Source organism: Burkholderia sp. BCC1208 (assembly GCF_902833095.1).
Classification (GTDB): Bacteria; Pseudomonadota; Gammaproteobacteria; order Burkholderiales; family Burkholderiaceae; genus Burkholderia.
The window spans coordinates 599,852-617,247 of sequence record NZ_CADFDY010000003.1 but is presented as its reverse complement, the minus strand read 5'-3'; the positions used below and the strand labels follow the sequence as shown (position 1 = coordinate 617,247).

At 67.7% G+C, this 17,396-nt stretch carries 13 protein-coding genes; 4 read left to right on the top strand and 9 right to left on the bottom strand.

Annotated features, from left to right (window positions below):
* Nucleotides 1-563 precede the first annotated feature (563 nt).
* On the top strand, nt 564-1,001 hold the full coding sequence (locus tag HWX09_RS10270; protein ID WP_027786248.1) for a hypothetical protein: 438 nt from the start codon (nt 564-566) through the stop codon (nt 999-1,001).
* Nucleotides 1,002-1,151: 150 nt separating this feature from the next.
* On the opposite strand, the gene HWX09_RS10265 is transcribed toward HWX09_RS10270, so the two are convergent.
* From HWX09_RS10265 to HWX09_RS10235, 7 genes are all read right to left on the bottom strand, one after another.
* Nucleotides 1,152-1,829, bottom strand: coding sequence for a DUF429 domain-containing protein (locus HWX09_RS10265; protein ID WP_027786249.1), 678 nt, complete (start codon nt 1,827-1,829; stop codon nt 1,152-1,154).
* A gap of 9 nt (nt 1,830-1,838) precedes the next feature.
* Nucleotides 1,839-2,363, bottom strand: a complete 525-nt coding sequence (locus tag HWX09_RS10260) for an HD domain-containing protein (RefSeq protein WP_027786250.1) — start codon at nt 2,361-2,363, stop codon at nt 1,839-1,841.
* A gap of 121 nt (nt 2,364-2,484) precedes the next feature.
* Nucleotides 2,485-5,955: a YhaN family protein gene (locus HWX09_RS10255; protein ID WP_027786251.1), complete on the bottom strand. Its 3,471-nt coding sequence runs from the start codon at nt 5,953-5,955 to the stop codon at nt 2,485-2,487.
* 3 nt (nt 5,956-5,958) lie between these two features.
* Complete coding sequence (locus HWX09_RS10250; RefSeq protein ID WP_027786252.1) at nt 5,959-7,209, bottom strand: DNA repair exonuclease; 1,251 nt, start codon at nt 7,207-7,209, stop codon at nt 5,959-5,961.
* A 901-nt stretch (nt 7,210-8,110) separates the two neighbouring features.
* Complete coding sequence (locus HWX09_RS10245; protein WP_027786253.1) at nt 8,111-8,653, bottom strand: hypothetical protein; 543 nt, start codon at nt 8,651-8,653, stop codon at nt 8,111-8,113.
* A 441-nt stretch (nt 8,654-9,094) separates the two neighbouring features.
* Nucleotides 9,095-11,080, bottom strand: coding sequence for a gamma-glutamyltransferase family protein (locus HWX09_RS10240; protein WP_027786254.1), 1,986 nt, complete (start codon nt 11,078-11,080; stop codon nt 9,095-9,097).
* A gap of 227 nt (nt 11,081-11,307) precedes the next feature.
* Nucleotides 11,308-12,264, bottom strand: coding sequence for a LysR family transcriptional regulator (locus HWX09_RS10235; protein WP_027786255.1), 957 nt, complete (start codon nt 12,262-12,264; stop codon nt 11,308-11,310).
* Nucleotides 12,265-12,366: 102 nt separating this feature from the next.
* Here HWX09_RS10235 and HWX09_RS10230 point away from each other — a divergent pair, with 102 nt between their 5' ends.
* The 3 genes from HWX09_RS10230 to HWX09_RS10220 all read left to right on the top strand — a co-directional run bounded on the left by HWX09_RS10230 (nt 12,367) and on the right by HWX09_RS10220 (nt 16,024).
* Nucleotides 12,367-13,491, top strand: a complete 1,125-nt coding sequence (locus tag HWX09_RS10230; RefSeq protein ID WP_027786256.1) for an aryl-sulfate sulfotransferase — start codon at nt 12,367-12,369, stop codon at nt 13,489-13,491.
* Between the two features lie 58 nt (nt 13,492-13,549).
* Entirely contained in the window at nt 13,550-14,905 is a 1,356-nt protein-coding gene (locus HWX09_RS10225; protein WP_027786257.1) for a uracil-xanthine permease family protein, read from the top strand.
* A 183-nt stretch (nt 14,906-15,088) separates the two neighbouring features.
* Entirely contained in the window at nt 15,089-16,024 is a 936-nt protein-coding gene (locus tag HWX09_RS10220; protein ID WP_027786258.1) for a tyrosine-type recombinase/integrase, read from the top strand.
* Nucleotides 16,025-16,062: 38 nt separating this feature from the next.
* Here the strand turns inward: HWX09_RS10220 and HWX09_RS10215 are convergent, their stop codons facing one another.
* A complete protein-coding gene (locus tag HWX09_RS10215; protein WP_027786259.1) occupies nt 16,063-16,542 on the bottom strand; it encodes an RES family NAD+ phosphorylase in 480 nt (159 codons plus the stop codon).
* Nucleotides 16,539-16,994, bottom strand: a complete 456-nt coding sequence (locus HWX09_RS10210) for an antitoxin Xre/MbcA/ParS toxin-binding domain-containing protein (protein ID WP_006480981.1) — start codon at nt 16,992-16,994, stop codon at nt 16,539-16,541. The genes HWX09_RS10215 and HWX09_RS10210 overlap by 4 nt, the downstream gene beginning before the upstream one ends.
* Nucleotides 16,995-17,396 lie beyond the last annotated feature (402 nt).

The following is a 17,396-nucleotide window of genomic DNA, read 5'->3' as shown; positions in this document are numbered from 1 at the left end:
CTGACTTACTTTAGTGTGAGACTCTTGATACTTTCGCTTTCTGATCCGAGGATCAGCTCGCTTCCATCAAGCGCCCACACTTATCGGCTGTTAATTTTTAAAGAGCATTTCTGCGAGAAACCTGAAGTTTCCCGGCAGCGCTGCGTTTTCAGCAGCAGAGAAGCGAGATTATGAACCGTGTTTCGCAGCTCGTCAACAACTTTTTACCTACATCGTTGCGACTGCGGGGCTCTCTTCCTGCGCCGCCAAGGCTCGTTACCACCGAACCTCAACAGCACCACTTCCCTTCCTCCCGTGCCGCGTTTCCGTTAGCGCGAAAGAGGCGTGATTCTAAGCACCCACCCCCATCCGCGCAAGTCCTTTGTGAAGAAAATTTGAAAAAGCCTCCGTGCGCTGCCGCGCACGGAGGCTTTGGGCGCGACGGGCCGTGAAACGCAACGCGCGCAGCCCGCCAAAGATATGACGAACACATCTCGTTCCCTATGTAAGAGAACGCGAAACGGGCAAGGAACCTGGTGCGGTCGAGTATCATGCCGCGACCGAACCACGCACGCATACCGATGATGGACAGCACGACTCAACCCGGCGACACCGACCTTCGCGACGAATATGCCGCCCTGCGCGAGCGTGCGATCCTGCTGGAAGAACAGGTCCCGCCGCTTCTGCAACGCATCTCGGATATGCTGCCGCGCATCAGCGGCGAATCCGAACTGGCGGACACGCATCGCGAGCGGCTCGTCGGCGCACGCAATGCGGCGCTGGTCTCGATCGAAAACTATCAGCAGGCCATTCCATTCCTGCAGACGGCCGACTCGATCATCGAGCAACTGGACAAGACACCCGAGCGCGACGAGGACATCGAGTGGCGGGAATCGCTGCTGCAACGGCTGGACGAGCTGATCGACGTCGCGGTCGTGATGGTCGACGATGCGGAAAGCTACTTCGAGCATGCACAAGCCTGCGACCTGTCCAGCGTGCCGAAATCCATCCTCGAGGATTGAACAGGCTCACCGAATCGCGCGGTGCACCGGCCTCACGTCGTGCCCGCCGACAACCGCCGGCTGACGATCTTCGTTTCCGGGCCTGCCGCATGCTCCAGCCCGAAGCGGCCGTCCTGCGACCGCCACCATGCGCGGAGCCGCACGTCGCCTCTACGGCGAATCCAGCACGATCGTCTCGCTCATCATCGGCACGCGGATGTATCCGCCCACCGTATCGCCATACGCATGCGCGTTCCCGTCGATCACGTATTGCGCCGTCAACGCGCACAGGGTCGCGTCCCGCGCATCGACGGAGCGCAGCGTCGATACGTCGATACCCAGCCGCTCCAGCAATTGCCGGCGCTGGTTGCGCTTCTGCTTCGCAGACGCCACGGCCTTGCCCAGCATCGCGCAGGTAATCGCATAAGGATAGGTCTCGAAGCTCGCACGCCCGCCCGCGTAGCGCGCGCCGGTCAGCAACGGATAGGCGTGCGCGAGCGCGCGGTAGACGCGCTCCCCCATGAACATCCAGTCGAAGAAGCCCGACGTGCTCGCGATGGCCTGCTCCCGCGACGGTGTCGGAAAGCACGAGATTCGTTCGCGGGCGAGCGCCTGTTCGGCCGCGCGGCGGCCGCTCCCGGTCCACCACAGGCTCGGTGCGTCGACGCCAACGGCCACGACATCATGGGCGAGACACAGTGACGGCAACGATTCCGGCGCGATCCGCGCTTCCCGGCAGACGACCGTCGAGCCACGCAGGATCACGAGATCGCACAGCTTCCTGTCGCCGCCGACATCGACACCCGCCACGGCGGCCGGTTCTCGCGCGGCGAATCGGGCCGATCGCACGTGCGTGCCTCAGTCCGCCGGCCGTGCGGCGTACGCGGTATCGAAGATCGCCTCGAGACCGGGATGGACGCCGCGCATCGGGTCGACCACCGACTTCGCCCAGTCGAAATACGCCTGCTTGCGTTCGAGCGGCCAGTCCGCGGGCGGATGTCGGGCGATGTCGCGCAGGTTGCAGATCTTGTCGGCCAGCTTCACGAGCTTCGCGCGCCGGCTGATGGTGGCCGCGTGCTCGACCTGCAGACGCTTGCGCTCGTCCTTCGGCAGCGACTTGTCGTCGGTGACTTCCATCACGATGTCCGCCACGTCCTTGCCGAACAGCCTCAGCAACTCCTGCTCGGTCGTCTCCGTATCCTCGACCGTGTCGTGCAACACGGCCGCGACGATCACGCGTTCGTCCTCGACGCCGGCCTCGTTGGCCAGTACGTCGGCGAGCGCGATCGGATGATTGATGTACGGCGACGCCTCCTCATCCTTGCGTCGTTGATTGCGATGCTTGTCCGCCGCGAACGCAATCGCGGCTACCAGCTTCTTCATATTCACCCCTCGTGTGGCCAGACCCGCGGCCGTTGAACCGGCCGCATGCGTTTCGGAACCGCTCATACTACCTGTACGCGATGACCCTTCCCGTGCGCCGGCATCCCGGCGTACCCCTGCATCACGTGCCGGCCGGCGCGCGCTGCAACTCGACCACGTTGACCCGCGCGCCGAAGACGTCCCTCACGAGCGGCAGCAGGTGGTCGTGGTGCGTCAGGAACAGCACCTGAGTGCGCGTCGACAGATCGCGCAGCGCGTCGAGCCCCGCCTTCGCGCGCGCATCGTCGAAATTGATGAACAGGTCGTCGGCGACGAACGGCAGCGCCGTGCGACTGCCGAGCTGCAACTCCAGCGCCGCGATCCGCAGCGCGAGGAACAGCTGATCGCGCGTCCCTTCGCTCAGCCCGGCGACCTCGACCGACGTTCCCCTCGTACGCCGTGCATACAGCGCGGGCGGCGTCCGTTCGGTATCGACGGTCAGCTTCGCGAATTCACCCAGCGTGAGCCCGGCGAAAATCTCGCCCGCACGCCGCAGCATCGGCCCCTGCTTCTGGTCGCGGTAGCGATCCGTCGCCCACTTCAGCAAGCGGCTCGCCGTGGCCGCTTCCAGATACTGTTCGGCCGCATCGCCCATCGCCGCCAGTGCCTCCTGGCGTTTCGACTCGGCGACGGCCGCGTTCGCCTGGCCGTCGATCGCGCCGAACGCCTGCTCGGCCACAACCTGCTGCTGCGCCAGCTCGTTCAGCCGCTTGCCGACATCGCCCAGCGACTGCTTCACCGCTTCGAGATGCGCCGGCACGTCGGCAATGTCCTGTTCCGCCACCTCGGCCTCGACGGCCGACCGGGAAAGCCCGTCGCCGTCGCGCACCAGCGCCTCGTGCGCGGCCTCGACCGCCTGACGTAGCTGGCGCTGGCGATCCGAACGCTCGGCCAGCGGCAGCGCCGCGTCGATCGACGCGACGCCGGCCAGTTGCAACAGCGGCTGGATGCGCGCATCGGCGCCGGCCACCGCGGCAGCCGCGTCCGCGACCTTGCCGTCGGCCTGCCGCACGGCCTCGTCGGCACGCTCGATCGCACGCGCGATTTCCCGGGCGGCGGCGAGGCGCATCGTCAACCGGCGCGCCACGTCAGGCCAGTCGCCGCTCGCCAGCCACGCCGGCGCGAGCGCTTCGGCAAGCCGCCGCGCGCCCGCCTCGAGCGCGGCCAGCTCCGCGCGGATCGCGGCGATCCGGTTGCGCGGCGCATCGGCATCGGACAGCTCGGCCGTCACCGTATTCGCGAGCCCAAGCGCACCTTCCGCCGCGGCCAGCGTCGTCGCGCTCTCGGACAGTTTCGCGTCGGCCAGCGCGTCACGCCATTGCGCTTGCCACGCATCGTAAGCCGCCTGTGCATGGCCGGCCCGCGACTGCGCGGTCGCACATCCGCGTTCGGCTTCCCGCGCACGATCGTCGAGGCTATCCCTCTGTGCGGCCGCTTTCTCGGCCGACTGGACGAATGTTTCGGCAATGGCGACGAGCGCGGCCAGTCCGTCAGACTCGCCACCCCGCGATACCGTCAGCAGCGCCGCACGCAGCGCAGCTTCGGCGCCGGCGCGGGCAGCACGCATCGCGTCGAATTCGCGGCGCTGACGATCGAGATCGGCTTGCGCGGCGAACACCGTATCACGCTTCGCGAGCCAGTCGCCCATCGCCGCGAGCGGCATGCCGGGCACCGCGGCCGCCGTCGCGAGTGCGGCCCAGGCGTCGCGATGGGCGGCGAGCTCGCGCTCGCGTTCGTCCAGCGCCGCCTGCCGGCGCGTCACGCCCGCACGCGCGGATTCGACCTGCTGGCGCAGCGACTGCAGCGTCGCCGCGGCCTGGGTCGCGCCGAGTTGCGCATCGACGAGTTCGTCGGCGAGGCGAATCGCGTCGTCGACCGCCGGTGCGCCCGTTGCGAGATCGACGGCGCCGCTGCGGATCTCGCCCCACGCGCCGTCGCGACGCGCGCGCGCCGCCAGCACGTCGGCGGTCGTGACGACCTTGTGGTTCTCCGCGAAATGCTTCTCCTGCAGTTGAAGCCGCTCGAGTTCTTCGAGTGCGCCATCGCGCGCCTCGCGCGCGGCAGCGGCCGCGCTGGCACGTTCGCTGTCTTCCTTGAGCAGCGCGCCGAGCCGCGCCGCCGACGGTACGTCGAGCGCGCGCAGCGAGTCGACCGGCATGCGCCATTGGCCGAGCGCGTCGAGCGCACCGGACAGCGTGCGCTCGGCGGCCGCGATTTCGTGCGCCAGCGCCTGCTCGCGCGGGCCGCTGTTGCGAAAGCCCTGCGCGTCGGCGAGCGCCGCGCGCAACGCTTCCGGCACGTCGACGGTCGACAGGCGCGCCTGTTGTTCCCGGACCTGCGCCAGTTCGCGCGTGCGCTCGTCGAGCGATTCGCGTGCACCGGCGAGCGCCTGGTGCAGCGCGCCATGTTCGCGCAGCAGGTTCGCGACGGTCTGCAGCGACAGCGCCGTCGGCAACGCGGCGCGCAGCGACGCTTCGTCCGTCGGCCAGCCGAGCTGCGCGGCCGCCGACAACGCGGCGGACAGGTGCCGCTCGACGTCCGTGCCGAGCAGCAGCAGATCCTGCGCGTGATTCATGCATGCACCGCGCAGCCGATCGAGCGCCTCGATATCGGCTTCGAGCGCCAGCGTGTCGGCATCCGCGTCGATCGTATCGCGTGCCTGCCGCTTCGCGATCAGGTCGGCGCGCCGTTCCTCGAGCACCTTCTGCTCGGCCGCGAGATCGCCCTGCGCCTTCAGCAGATCCGCATACGCGGTCGGCGGCAACTCGACGACCGCGCCCAGTTCGGCCAGCGCCGCGTCCTTGACCGTCAGCTCCTTCAGGTACGGCGCGAGCCGACGCACGCGTTCGAGCTTCGAGCGCAGCGCTTCGAGCCGGCGCTGTTCCGCGCGCGCCTGCTCGATCTGCTGCTCGACGGCTTCGCGCGCGTCCTTGCGATCGACCCAGTCGCGCGTGCGCACCTGGACCGTCTTCAGTTCGGTCACGGCTTCGTTGAACGCCGTTTCGGCCAGCGCAAACGTGCTACCGCTGCGACGCGGCGCCCACAATTCGAGTGCGCGCGCGTCGAGCTCCTCGCGCACCGGCCCGAGGCTGCCGACCCCGGCCGCCGATTCGAACAGCACCTGGCCGAGCTTGTCCGATGCGTCGAGAATGCTGCGGCCGCCATCGACGAGCCGCCCGTGATCGAGCCCGAACATCTGCTCGAAGAACTCGCGCGTCGCGCCGTCGAGGACCGCCGCCAGATAGTCGTCGGGCAGCTTGTCGTCGGCGGGCGTGCGCAACGGACTGCGCCCGCGCGCACGGTGGAACGCGAGTTCGCCCGTGCCGCTCTCCAGCACGCCGCCGATCCGCAACTCGGGCGTGCTGTGCAGGAAATCGAGCGGCGTCTGCAGCTTCATCCCGAACAGCAACTCGGACACGGCCGTGCGGATCGTCGACTTGCCGGCCTCGTTCGGCCCGACGATCACATGGAAATCCTCGCTGGCCGACGGGAAACGCAGCGTCTCGTCGGTGAACTTGCCGTACTTGATCAGATCGAGCTGGCCGATACGCATCGCTTACTCCCCCCTCGCCAGCCGCGCCAGCAACGCGGGCCCGACCTGCTCCACCAGCGCCGTCAGCTCGCCCGCGCGCGCCATCGTCAGCAACGGCACTTCCTCCTTCACGTCGCTGCGGACCTTGCCGACGAACGGCTTCAGGTCGCGTTCGAGCAGCGCGAGGAAATCCGGATCGTGCGCGGCGTCGGCCAGAATCTGCTTCAGGTCCTCCAGTGCCTCGAGCGGTTCACTTTCGCCCGGCTGCTGATCGGCGGCGGACGTCGCGAGCCGAACCTTCTCGAGCCACAGCCGCTCGTTGCCGATGATGCCGATCTGGTTCAGCACCTCGGCACGCAACTGCGGCGCGCGGCCGAAAAAGAGGCCGTGCGCGGGCGTGCGCCCGATGACGGTGACGCGCACCGCGCGGGGCACGTGGCCGTCGACGGTCAACAGCGCCTCCAGCGACTGGCCGATCTTTCGCGACAGATCGGCCACCGACAGGCAATCGGACGCATCGACCGACACGGCTTCCCAGCGCAGCACGTCGAGATACAGGCGCTCGACCTGCGTCTTGCCTTGCTCGACCGTCACGAGCACCGCGCCGCGCCGGCCCGTCTCGCGGATATGGCGCCCTTGCAGGTTGCCGGGAAACACGACGGTGGACGAACCCGTCCATTGCTGGAATTCATGCACGTGGCCGAGCGCCCAGTAGTCGTAGCCTTTCGCGTGCAGTTCGGCCAGCGTGCACGGCGCGTAGTTCGCGTGCGCCGCATACCCTTCGAGCGCGGTATGCAGCACGCCGATGTTGTAGTGGCCGGGCACCGGGTCCGGATAGCCGACGGCGAGATTGTCGACGACCGCCTTGTCCTTGAAGCTCTGCCCGTGCAGCGCGACGTCGAATTCAGGCAGCCTGAAGGTTTCCGGCTTGCGGTGGCCGAACACGGTAACGTTGTCGGGCAGCGTCAGCTTCTTCGTCATCTCGCTTTCGGCATCGTGGTTGCCGCCGAGCACGAACGCGCGGATGCCGGCCTTGCGCAGGCGCCCCATCTGCTGGCCGAAGAAGATGCCCGTGTTGTGATCCTTCCAGTCGCCGTCGTACAGGTCGCCTGCAATCACGAGGAACGCGACTTCTTCTTCGATCGCACGATCCACGAGTTGCCGCAGCGCCTCGCGCGACGCGTTGCGCAACTGCGCGGCCGGTGCGTCGGGATACGCACTCAGGCCGTGCAACGGGCTGTCAAGGTGAATGTCTGCCGCGTGGATGAACTTCACGAAGGTTCCTCTGTTTCATGGCGAAGGGGCGACGCCGCTCGCACGGGCCCGTGCCGTCAAGCGTCGTCCCGGGAGCCGCAAGCTTGCCGCCGCACATGCGACACGTACCGGACCGGATCGCGCCGCCCGTTGCAAGCGGCTCGGGATGGTACCTGAAAGCGGATGACGACATGCGTCCTCGGTCGGTGCGGATGACGGGGAAGCACGCGATACCGATGCGAACCGCCATTTTGCCGCAGCGCGAGCGAGCGATAGCGAGGCGCGGTCGGGCGACCGGCGAGGCCGTCGCGGCGGCCGGCTGTCGCGAGCCCTGCTATTTAAGCATGGCGCGTGGGCAATGGGCCGGTCGCCTCCCCGATCAGGGAACCCGAACCAGATTTCGTGATCGCCATTTCTACCCTGTCGCGAGACGTCACATGGCGATCATGCCGGCGAACGCCGACGTCATCGGAAAGTAGGCGGACGCGGTCAATCCTTCCTTTCGCGGAGCGCGGCAGAGCGGCGAGTGCGAAGATCGCACAGCGCGCATGCGCGCTCGGAATCTCCGGAGCCAATACGAAACGACTGGGATGAGTTCGGCTTCCCCGAAACGGGTAGAGAACCGACAAGCTTGAGGACGAACTGGACGACGCTGCGATGCGCAGCTCAGTAACCCGGATACTGCATTCGTTCCATCTTCGTCCGTCCAAGCCGGCCAGCTTGCCCCTGCCCGACAGTCGCGTCCTTTTGGCGTCAAGCTCAGTCGGTCGGCAGCCTGTTATTTGTGATCCTAATCAATATCGATACATTCCTCTTCCCGTGTTTCGACATGAGGCACCATGCACGACGCATCGCGTTCCCCAATAGAAAAACCCGGCCCGCATCGAAGCGGGCCGGGCCGTGACGGGATCCGTGCTGCTTATTACAGCGCGCCGCCTTGCGCCGACGCCGAACCCTTCAAGCCGACCGATGCGCCGCCCTGAACCGAGTTCGTCGCGCCTTCGAGCGCTTCGCCGGCCTTCGCCTTCGCGCCGCCCGCGACGTCGCCCGCGGTCGACATCGCGCCTTGTGCATGGCTCTTCGCCGAGGCCGCGACGTGCTTCACGTGCGACTTCGTCGCGTGCACGGCCGATGCCGCCGCATCCTTCGTCGCGCCGGCTGCCGAACCGACCGCCTGCGTCGCACCGCCCACCGCCGTGCCGGCTGCCGAGCCGACGCCGCCGACCGTCTTGCCGACGCCGTTCAGCGCGCCGCCGACGACATTGCCCGCGCCCGAACCCGAGCCTGCCGCATTCGCGCCGGCGCCGGCCTGCACGCCCACGCCGCCGCCGAGCAGCGGCGTCTGGACCTGAGCGCCAACACCTGCGGAACCCTGCGCACCGGTCTGGGCCGTCTGTGCAAATGCAGCCGACGTCGCCATCGCCGTCAGAGCGGCACCCAGCAGAATCGTACGAATCTTGTTCATGGTCATTCTCCCCAAAGACGTTGTTGCTGCGGGCCGCCTTCGTGCGGCTTGTCGCATGCCTTGCCGCGACATGCGGCAGGTGGAGCTAATGTAGCGGCACCGGCGCGCAAAACGATCGAATTGCGGGGACTGTTACTTCCGTTGCAAATGCTGACGATTGACTCACACTGTTTGACAATCGGGGACGTGCGGCGGGGTGAACGCTATATTCGACAACGGACGGGGTGAATCATGAACCGGGGCGCTCGGCTGCTTCACGCCGGCGATTCGCGCGATCGTCATGTATCGGGGAAGCCGACCAACGAAACGGCCGACTGACGAGCCGGCCGCTTTGATCTGCATTCCAAAGGATGGGGATTGCCCGGCCGTCGATTCGGCATCGTCACGATGCACGGCCCCGGCCGCCAACGAGCGGACCGGGGCCGTGCACATGCCGCCCGGTTACGGCCGGAACGTATCGCCGAGCACGACGCCTTCGCGACGCGGATCGGTGCCGCCCTGCAACGCCGGCGACTGGCCGACCGTCACGCGCATCACCGTGTTGACGCCGCTCGCCTGCGCGGACGTCGACACCTTGTGTCCGAGCGCGAGCAGCCCCGTGATCAGCGGATCGTTCGCCCCGTTGTTCGCCGCGTTGACGTTCGGATGCTCGCCGCCGATCGTGGTCGTCGGGCTGTTGCTCGCGCCGAAGTCGACGAGCCCCGCCGACTGCTGCGCGTCGAGCCCCCAGTCGAGCGCGCCGACCAGCGTCTTGACCACGTATTGCGGAATCGTGCCGCCGCCCGGCGAACCAGTCGCCATCACGAAGTCGCCGCGCGAGCCGTCGGCGGCCTGCCCGAACACGATCGTCGGCGCCATCGAGCTGCGCGGCCGCTTGCCCGGCTGCAGGCGGTTCGCCACCGGATTGCCGGACGTGTCGAGCGGGTTCGCGGAAAAGTCGGTCAACTGGTTGTTCAGCAGGAAGCCGTTAGTCATGTGGAACGAGCCCATGCTCGACTCGACCGTCGTCGTCGCGCTCAGCACGTTGCCGTCGCCGTCCACGATCGTGAACTGGTTCGTGCCGTGCTCGATCAGCGTCGTGTCGACGCCGAGCGGCACCGCGCCGAGGTTGCCGGGCTGCGCGGTGCCCATGCTTTTGGTCGTGTCGATCAGCGCCGCGCGCGATTTCAGGTACGGCTTGTTCAGCAGCGTGTCCCACGTGCCGCCCGGCAGCGGCACGAAGTCGGTATCGGCCACGTACTTGTCGCGATCGGCATACGCGAGCCGTTCGGCCTCGGTGATGAGGTGCACGCCCGCCACCGTCGGCTTGCCGCCTTCGAGATCGATCGCCGTCGGCTTCAGCGACTTCAGGTCGTAATTCTCGAGAATGCCGAGCGCCGATGCGACCGCGATGCCGCCCGACGACGGCGGCGGCATCCCGCAGACCCAGTAACTGCGATAAGTCGTGCACACCGGTTCGCGGCGCTTCGCCTGATAGGCGGCGAGATCCGCGACGGTCGTCTTGCCCGGCGTGAGCGTCGAGCCGTCCGCGCCCTTCGTCACCGCGATCTTCGCGACGATGTCCTGCGCGATCTGCCCCGTGTACAGCGCATTCGCGCCGGACTGCGCCATCAGCGACAGCGTGCGCGCGTAGGCGGGATTCTTCAGTACGGTGCCGAGCGGCTTCGGCGAACCGTCGGCGTTCAGGAAATACGCGGCGGCTTCGGGGTCCCGCTTCAGGTTCGCGGCGTTCGCCGCGATCGCGTCGGCGAGCCGGCCGCCGATCGGGAAACCGTTGGTCGCCAGCGTGATCGCATCGCCGAACAGGCTCTGCCACGGCAAGCGGCCGTGATCCTGTTGCAGCGCCTCGATGAGCCGCGGCACGCCGATCGTGCCGATCGAACGGCCGCTCGCGCGCGCGTTCGGCTGCGGCGCCGAATGATCGGCGGCGTCATCGACATAGCGCAGGTAGTTCTCCGTCGCGGCGGCCGGCGCGGTTTCGCGGCCGTCGTATGCCTGCAGCGTCTTGCCGCGCGCATCGTAGTAGAGCAGCACGCCGCCCGACCCGAGACCCGTCGCCTCGGGGACGGTCAGGCCGAGCACGGCCTGCACGGCGACCGCCGCGTCGGCGGCCGTGCCGCCCTTCTTCAGAACCGCGCAACCGGCCGCGCTCGCGTACGCGTTCGACGTGGCCACCAGGTAGGTTTTCGCATAGACGGGCTTCATCCCGGTGCGATAGCCCGACGATGCTTCGGGCAACGACGGGTCGCCCGGCTGGTTCGAGCCCACCACGACCGTCGCGCCGCTGTTGTCGAGCGCGAGGCAGCTCGCATCGGTGGAAGGCGTCGTCGTGCGGCTCGCCTCGTTCTCGACGTCGCCGCCGCAGGCGGTCAGCAGGGCAGCCGCCAGCAACGCGGACGCATACGGAAAGATCGCTGTTCTGTTCATGGTATGCCGATGTTCTTGTAGGTCGTTGTGGTGGACATCCCGCTGCCTGCGCCCCTCGGCGCATGGGCAACGCGTTCGATAATCCCATGAACAAAAATTTTTCCGCAATAAGGAAATGGCGTCATGCAGCGGACGTCGTGTGCGCTACGTCACCGAACCGGCACGCGGGGTTGCTTGCTGCATTGCATCGCATGGCGATACGCAGATGCACCCGCATCGTGACGTCGTCATCTTTTCGCCCGGCGACGCGTGCCGGCCGTCTGCCCGCCGCGCGCGAACCCGCGCTCCATCGCGTCGATCGCCTCCGAAAAGAACGCGAGAAACATCGTCATCGCGACCGTCGCGCTCATGTCCGCCCGCTGGTAGATACAGCTGAACGAGCGCGCGCCCGCATCGGCCAGCGGTGTCCAGGCGAGCCGGCCGGCGGCCACGTCGTCCGCGACGTTTTCGGCGATCAGGAAGCCGACGCCGGCGCCTTCGGCCACGAGGCGCCGCACCATCGACACCGAACCGGTTTCGACGAGCGGCCGCACGCTGCGCGGCTGCCGCGCATCGATCTGGTCGAACATCGCGCGCAGCTCCGTGTCGGGCGTCATCAGGATCAGCGGATGCGCGAAGCAGTCGCGCATCCGCACCTTGCCGCCCGTCGACGCCAGCGGATGGCCGGGCGCCGTGACGACACCCAGCGGCTGCGCGAACGCGCGCACCTCGACGACGCCCGCCGCGCTGCGCCGGCGCAGCGCATAACCGATGTCCACCTCGCCCGTCTCGACCCAGCGTACGATGCTCTCGCCGTTACCCGAGCGCACGCTGTACGTGACGCCCGGATAACGCTGCATCGCGGCGAGAATCGCGTCGGGCACGAGCTTTTCCGCCGTTGACGCGGGCACCGCGAGATTCACGTGCCCCCGCCGCAGCGCGCGTAGATCCTCGACCTGCGTCAGCGCGTTGTCGAAGTCGCGCTGGCCGCGCCGCACGGCCGCGATCACGATTTCGCCGGCGAGCGTCAGCTGCATGCCGCGCGGCAGCCGGTCGAACAGCGGCACGCCGACCTGCTCTTCGAGATTGCGGATCTGCTGGTGCACCGCCGCGGCAGTCAGGTGCAGCGCATCGGCCGCCTTGCGAATCGAGCCGCGCCGCGCGACTTCGTCGAAACAGCGGAATGTCTGCGATATCGAACGCATGAAGGGTCCGTTAGATTTTTCCGAACAGGCCGTCAAGAATAATCCGATTTTACTGACCGGACGAATCGTCTAGATTCCGCTGCATCCCCGTATCCGATTCGAATGGAGACCGCAGTGACGACCGTCGACCAGATTACCCAGCGCCGCCGCGGCGTCGGCCTCATCGCCCACGACCCCGCGCTGTCCGCGGGCGGCTATACGCTCATCGCCCCGCAGACGGCCGACGGCAACGTCTATCTCGTCGGCATCGACGGCGAAGTCGTCCACCAGTGGAAGATGCCCGTGCGCCCCGGCCGCCACGCGGTCATCCTCGCGAACGGCAATCTCGGCTACAACGGCAATCATCCTCACTCCGAATCGCGCTATGCGCCATGGTCGATGTGGCATGGCGGCGACTTCTACGAGGTCACCCCGCAGGGAGAAACCGTGTGGCGCTACGAGGATCCCGCGCATCACCACGACGCGCAGTGGCTGCCGAACGGCAACCTGCTGTACGCCGCGTGCGAACCGGTCGACGCGGCGTTCGCGCGGCGCGTACCGGGCGGCACCGCGCATGGCGACGACGAGGTGATGTACACGGACGTGATCCGCGAAGTGAACCGCGCCGGCCAGATCGTCTGGGAATGGCACGCGCGCGACCATCTTCGGCCGGAGGATTTTCCGATCGCTGCAGGTTTCGGCCGCTATCACTGGCCGCTCGTCAACGGTCTCGCGGTCGATGCGAACGGCCGCGTGCTGATGAGCCTGCGCACGACGTCGGGGATCATCGGCGTGAACCGCGCAACCGGCCGCGTCGACCTGCACATCGGGCCCGACGTCGTGTCGCACCAGCATGCGCCGGTGCCGCTGGCGAACGGCCACATCCTCGCGTTCGACAACGGCAATTTCCGCCATGGTGCGCATGTCGTGTTCTCGCGTGTCGTGGAAATCGATCCGGCGACGCAGCGCGTCGTGTGGTCGTACGCGGACGACGTCGTGAACCTGTTCTACACGCCGTTCATGGGCAACGCGCAGCGCTTGCCGAACGGCAACACGCACGTCACCGAATCGTCGACGGGCCGACTGTTCGAAGTGACGCCGGCCGGCGAGGTCGTCTGGGAATACGTGATCCCGTGGTTCGACGAATACCCGGACGAAGCGGCGCGCAAGACAGGCCCCGGCCAGTTGAACAGCGTGTTCCAGACGTTCCGCTACAGCGCCGCGCAATTGCCCTGGCTACGAACCTGAGCTTCCGTTCACCGCCGGTTTCCTGCCATCGTCGCCGTTCGCTTCCGAGGGGCCTGCCGTGTCGCACGATCCGATCTCCCCGCCCGTCGATGCCCGGCTGCCCGCGTGGCAGCTCGCGCTGTTCGGGCTGCAGCACGTACTGTCGATGGCCGCGTCGCCGATCACGGCCGTGTTCCTGATCGCGAAAGTGCTCGCGCTGCCGGCCGACCTGACGGTCCAGTTGATCGGCGCGACGTTCTTCGCGTGCGGTATCGGCACGCTGCTCCAATCGCTCGGCGCCGGCCCGATCGGTGCGCGCATGCCATTCGTGATGGTGCCCGGCGGCGCACCGACGATGCTGTTCGCGGGCATCGCCGCGCAATCGGGCCTGCCGACCGCGGCCGGCGCGGCCCTGCTCGCCAGCGCGTTCTACTGGGTGCTGCTGCCCGTCTTCACGCGCTGCCTGCGGCTCTTTCCGCGCATCGTCGTCGGCGCGATGCTGTTGCTCGTGTCGATCAACCTGATCCGGATCTACGCGACGATCGTCGTCGGCCAGCCCGGTTCGGCCGACTTCGCACAGCCGCGCGCCCTCGGGCTCGCGCTCGCGACGATCGTCGCCACCGTCGTCGTCGCGGGCGCATTCCGCGGCACGGCCGGGCGCCTCGCGGTGTTGATCGGGCTGATGGTCGGCGCGACGCTCGGCTGGGCGCTCGGCGCGATGCCGGCACTCGCCGACGTATGGCATGGGCCGCTGTTCACGCATCCGGTGTGGCTGCCGTTCGGGATGCCGCGCTTCGACGTGCTGGCCGCGCTGCCGCTGCTGATTTTCACCGCGATCTCGATGGCCGAGGCCACCGCACAGACGGTCGCCGTCGGCGAAACATGCGGCAAGGCGATCTCGCTCCAGCGCGACGTGCCGAAGACGATACGCGGCGACGCGCTCGCATCGCTGGCCGGCGCGCTGTTCGGCACGCCGCTGATCGTGACGAGCGCCGAGAACATCGGCGTCGTGCAGACGACCGGCGTACGCTCGCGCTACGTGACGGCGGCCGCCGGCGGGATCCTGATCGTCATCGCGCTGTTCGCACCGCTTGCGCGGCTCGCGTACGCGATCCCGGCCGCCGTGGTCGGCGGCACCGCGCTGGTCGTATTCGCGATGATCGGCGTGATGGGCATCCGGCTGCTCGCGAGCGTCGACCTGCATGCGCGCGCGAACCAGTACACGCTCGCGGCCGCACTGGTGGTCGGGCTCGCGCCGATCCTGGTGCCGAACCTGTATCGCCATTTCGGCGCGCCCGTTCAGATCGTGCTCGGCAACGGCATGGCGGCCGGCACGCTCGCGGCCATTGCGACGCAACTGGCGTTCGCCGCGCTTGCGCGGCTGAGTGGCCAAGCGCACGCGGAGGCGGCTGCGGCGCCTTCGCGCGACGCATAAAGGCAGCGGCACGCTCACGCTGCGCAGCGCTCGACGCTGCTGCTCGTGCTCGTTGATCTGACGATGAACGACGATGCGTCGACGACACGCGCACCGCGCACCGACGCGCCGGCTTCGTCGCGCGCCGGCCGACCAGACATCGGAACGATTGCCGACGTCACTGCGTCCGGCTATAAAGCGAGGATGGACACGAATCGCTGGATTCACGACCCCGTCGGCGCGTTTCGCGCATGGCAGGAAACGGCCGCGACCGGCGCCGGCCGCCGGCCGTTCGCGCCGCGTTCGGTCGTGCAGCATGTCGCGATGTTCGAGCGATTCCTGCGCCACCTGAGCGCACAGCGCGTGTCGCTCGCCACGTTCGGGCCCGACCACGTCGCGGCCTTCCTGGTCGAACTCGAACGCACCTGCGCGCCCGGCACGTCGACGCGCGTGCGTTATGCGAAGCTGATCGACCGACTGGGCCGGCATCTGGTCGACGCGGGTGTGCGGACGCTCCATCCGGCCGGCCGTTCGACACGCGATCTCGCATGGCCGGACGGCGAGCCGGAGCCGTGCTACTTGCCGCCCGATGCCGACGCGGCGCTGCAGCGCCATGTACAGCCCCGACCAGACGACACCTTGGCCGATTGCCGCAATCGCGCGATCGTCGCGCTGCTGCTCGCGAGCGGCATCACGTCGGCCGAGATTCGCGCGGCGGCGTATGACGCACCCGATCTCGACGCGCGGCCGCCGGTGTTGTCGGTGCCGCGCGATCGCGCACGGCCGGCGCGCCGAATCGAACTCGCCGAGTTCGCGCTGGCGCCGCTTGCCGCATGGCGCACGCGCTCGATAGACACACCGCCATCGGCACTGCTGTTTCCCGCGCCGCGCGGTGGCGCGATGAACGACATGTTCCTGCTGATCGTGGTACGCGACGCGCTGAACGCGATCGGCTTTCACGCATCGGACATGAGCCCGCGCGTGCTGCGCAATACGTATGCGCGCCGCCAGTTGCTCGCGGGCCACGCGCATGCCGATGTCACCGCGATGCTCGGTCTCGCCAGCATGCGGACGGTCACGCGCATTCGGCAGACGCTGCCACCCGATGCGGCCGCGGATCGCGCTGCCCACGAACGCTGATCGCGCGCCGCCGGCGCGAGCCGTGTTCCCTCGGTTCCCTATTCGCCCGGCTTCGACTGGACCAGCCGCAGAATCCGCGTGTCGTACGGCGCTTGCATCACCTCCGCGATGCGGATGTCGGACGCGGCCGGATGCAGCGGATTCAACAGGAAATTGTGGGCGTGCGGCACGACGACGCTCGGCACGCGCAGCAGCGCGCTCGGCTGCGTGTGCAGCCACTCGGTGCCGGCGCTGCGGGTCCAGTCGACGTTCGTTCGCCAGTCCTCCGGCGCATCGCCTTCGGCGATTTCGGCGACGTCCACCGAATCGGGCACTTCGATACGCAGCAACTGGTATCCGCTCGGCAATTGCGCGACGGTGGCGATTTCGAAATGAACCAGTGTCTCGAGCAACGCGAGCGCCGGATGCTCGGCGAGATACACGACGGGCTGCCCGGCGAAGTGCCAGCGCCCGCCGGCCCGCAACCCGCCGATGCCTTTCAGATCGGCGTAATTGCTGATCCGCCACAGCGTCGTCAAGCGAAATACCCCTCGTCGATCTGCGTGAGGGCCTCTTCGACGAGCCGCGCACCATGCTCGGTGCTCGCCATGTCGAGCGACGTGCGGCCGCCGAAGCGCTGGAGCCCGTTGCGCAGCCACGCCATCGCCTTGTCCTGGTCGCCGAACGTGGCCGTCGCCTGCGCGACGATGCGCGCGAGGCGGATCGCCTTGTCCGACTCTTCCGGCGACAGGCGCTCGTGCGCCTGGCGACGATGGCTCAGCGTGCGGCGTGGAATGATGAAGGCCAGCTCGTCCGATTTCAGCCCGCGCTCGGACAGTCGATCGATCACCGACACGTCGACGCGCGCGCTCGCCAGCTCGGCCAGATCGGCGCCCGACCGGACGCGGATCGCCAGCAGCTGCTCGAGAATCGTGAATTCGGCCTGACGCGGATGAGCGACGCCCGACGGATGAAAAGCGATGGTGCTCATGACCTGACCTCTCTTCGGCAATTTGCCCAATCATTATAGGCGTTTTGCCGAATGTTGGCTGGTCATTGAGCGCAGGGCTTGCGGACCAGGCTGGCGGACTCGTATTCGGGGGTATGCGAATCGGAGATTCGCCTCGGTGAGGGGGTGTAAAAATTCAGTATATAAAGTCATCGGCTGCGATGATCTGAAGTTGTCACGTAACAATTTTCCGATGGTGATGCGCCAGTGGAAGGAGTCGCTTCTTTCCCCCGTCCGATTCTTCGCCGTCCCTCGGTTACACGCAGAATTCCGCCGACTACCCGTCGACCGCCTGCTCGAGCAAGCTGCCCGCGCCCATCGGATATCGGCGCAATTCAGTCGGCAACACTTGTCCATCACCAAAGCGAATCATCCACCGCACCG

Coding starts and splice junctions, on each gene's coding strand:
- HWX09_RS10245 (WP_027786253.1), bottom strand. CDS start 8,653: ATGAACAAGATTCGTACGATTCTGCTGGGTGCCGCTCTGACGGCGATG.
- HWX09_RS10230 (WP_027786256.1), top strand. CDS start 12,367: ATGGAGACCGCAGTGACGACCGTCGACCAGATTACCCAGCGCCGCCGC.
- HWX09_RS10210 (WP_006480981.1), bottom strand. CDS start 16,994: ATGAGCACCATCGCTTTTCATCCGTCGGGCGTCGCTCATCCGCGTCAG.
- HWX09_RS10255 (WP_027786251.1), bottom strand. CDS start 5,955: ATGCGTATCGGCCAGCTCGATCTGATCAAGTACGGCAAGTTCACCGAC.
- HWX09_RS10260 (WP_027786250.1), bottom strand. CDS start 2,363: ATGAAGAAGCTGGTAGCCGCGATTGCGTTCGCGGCGGACAAGCATCGC.
- HWX09_RS10220 (WP_027786258.1), top strand. CDS start 15,089: ATGGACACGAATCGCTGGATTCACGACCCCGTCGGCGCGTTTCGCGCA.
- HWX09_RS10235 (WP_027786255.1), bottom strand. CDS start 12,264: ATGCGTTCGATATCGCAGACATTCCGCTGTTTCGACGAAGTCGCGCGG.
- HWX09_RS10240 (WP_027786254.1), bottom strand. CDS start 11,080: ATGAACAGAACAGCGATCTTTCCGTATGCGTCCGCGTTGCTGGCGGCT.
- HWX09_RS10270 (WP_027786248.1), top strand. CDS start 564: ATGGACAGCACGACTCAACCCGGCGACACCGACCTTCGCGACGAATAT.